Here is a 1,614-nt window from a genome sequence, read left to right on the forward strand (position 1 = left end):
GAACTCGTCACTGAACTTCCTAGGCATGATCCAATCCTCCTCTAGAAACGATCGGAACTAAACCCAGGACACTTCAAACACTCAAACGCTGGATCAACGCACAACCACCAGCAGAAACCATCCCCCAACTACAACGGCAGCTCAACGAATTCACCGCCTACTACAACACCGAACGCCCCCACCGATCACTCGGACGCCGTACCCCACACCAGGCCTACACAACAGGACCTAAAGCTGAACCAACCTTCACCCCGAAAGAAGAATGGCGCACCCGCAACGACGTCGTCGCCGCCAGCGGCAAAGTCACCATCCGCTACGCCGGCAGGCTCTACAGCCTAGGAATCGGCCGAGCCTACAGCGGCGAAGAAGTCCTGATGATCATCACCGACAACCACATCACGACCTCACTAAAAGAAACCGGCGAACCCATCACCGAGCACTACATCGACACATCCCGCAACTACCAAAAACCATACTGGCGAAAAGGCCAACCCCCACTGACCTGAAAACCGCAACCGGCACCTTGGAAAAAATAAACACCAAGACGCCGGTTTGTCCACCATGTCGCGACTCATCTGTCAACAATGTCGCGACTGATGACGGGACATTCAGTAAACTCCCCAACCTCTAGACTCGCCGCCGCTTCCGCGGCGGCTTACACGTTTTCCACCGCTTCCTTACACACCCCGCAACGACCCCCGTCCCGAGTCTCGAAGCGAAACCCGTACCGACCCTCGCGCCGCCCACCGCCTCGACAACCGAACCGACCCCCGCCCCGAAAAACCCCGCCACGAAAACCCGTGCCGCCAACCCTGCGACTGGTTCGCTGTAGCCCATCAGACGTCCCGCTCACCGCTTTTCCCGCGGACTCCCGACCCGAGCCCCGTCTCGTTTGCCGGACCGGGCGGGCGAGTCGTTACGGGGCGCGTCGCGTCCACCGCCCCGAGGCCCGTCTCGGTGCCCGCTGGGGTTCGCTTCGGGCGTCGTTGCGGTTTTCGACCCGGGTGCCGTTTCGGGCACGTCCTCACGCTTCGGAGTCCGACACGTTAGCCGGAGCGGTTGCCGACACGGAAGCGGGGTACGGAGCGGGGACGTTGAACGTGCTGCGTGACCGTTGTATGTGAGCCAGAACCGCCGAAACCGCTTCGTACAATGACACCTATGTTCACCGCTTTGCACTCCGCCCTTGGAATTGCGCCCACCGACGAATTCACAAACGAGATGCTCGACCGACTGGTCGAGGAGCGCACTGCGGAGCGGCAAGACCTCGACTTCAAAGAGAAGATCGACAGCAAGCCGACTCGGCCTGAGAGCGACGTGAAGAAAGACCTGTGCGCTATGGCGAACAGCGGTGGTGGGGTCATTGTCTACGGCGTGGGTGAGCTTCCCGACATGAAAGACCACGCCGGTAAAAGGGTCAGTGCCGGCGAGTACTCCTCTGGACTGGAACAGTCGTATTTGACCGTTGCCACCGCCTACATTTCGCCGCCGCTGCGGGGTGTGGAGTTCCACCGGGTCGAACACCCCGAACACGAAGCATGAAGCGTCCTGGTTTTCGTTCCGCTTATTGAACGCCCAACGGGTGGGCGTGTGATTGTTGATAGTAGGCGTCTT

Annotated in this window: 1 protein-coding gene and 1 pseudogene; both read left to right on the plus strand. The window is 60.0% G+C overall.

What is annotated here, in order from left to right; all coding sequences use genetic code 11:
* Window positions 1–65: 65 nt before the first annotated feature.
* Window positions 66–506 (plus strand): annotated as a pseudogene (locus tag KBX19_RS11235) (integrase core domain-containing protein); the annotation flags it as partial.
* A 655-nt stretch (window positions 507–1,161) separates the two neighbouring features.
* Window positions 1,162–1,542, plus strand: a complete 381-nt coding sequence (locus KBX19_RS11240; RefSeq protein ID WP_255999052.1) for an RNA-binding domain-containing protein — start codon at window positions 1,162–1,164, stop codon at window positions 1,540–1,542.
* Window positions 1,543–1,614: the final 72 nt, after the last annotated feature.

It is taken from the genome of Corynebacterium sp. CCUG 71335 (genome assembly GCF_024454075.1).
Lineage (GTDB): Bacteria > Actinomycetota > Actinomycetes > Mycobacteriales > Mycobacteriaceae > Corynebacterium > Corynebacterium genitalium.

Excerpts from the sequence above, each read along its gene's own strand:
- KBX19_RS11240 (WP_255999052.1), top strand. The coding sequence starts at position 1,162 with ATGTTCACCGCTTTGCACTCCGCCCTTGGAATTGCGCCCACCGACGAA.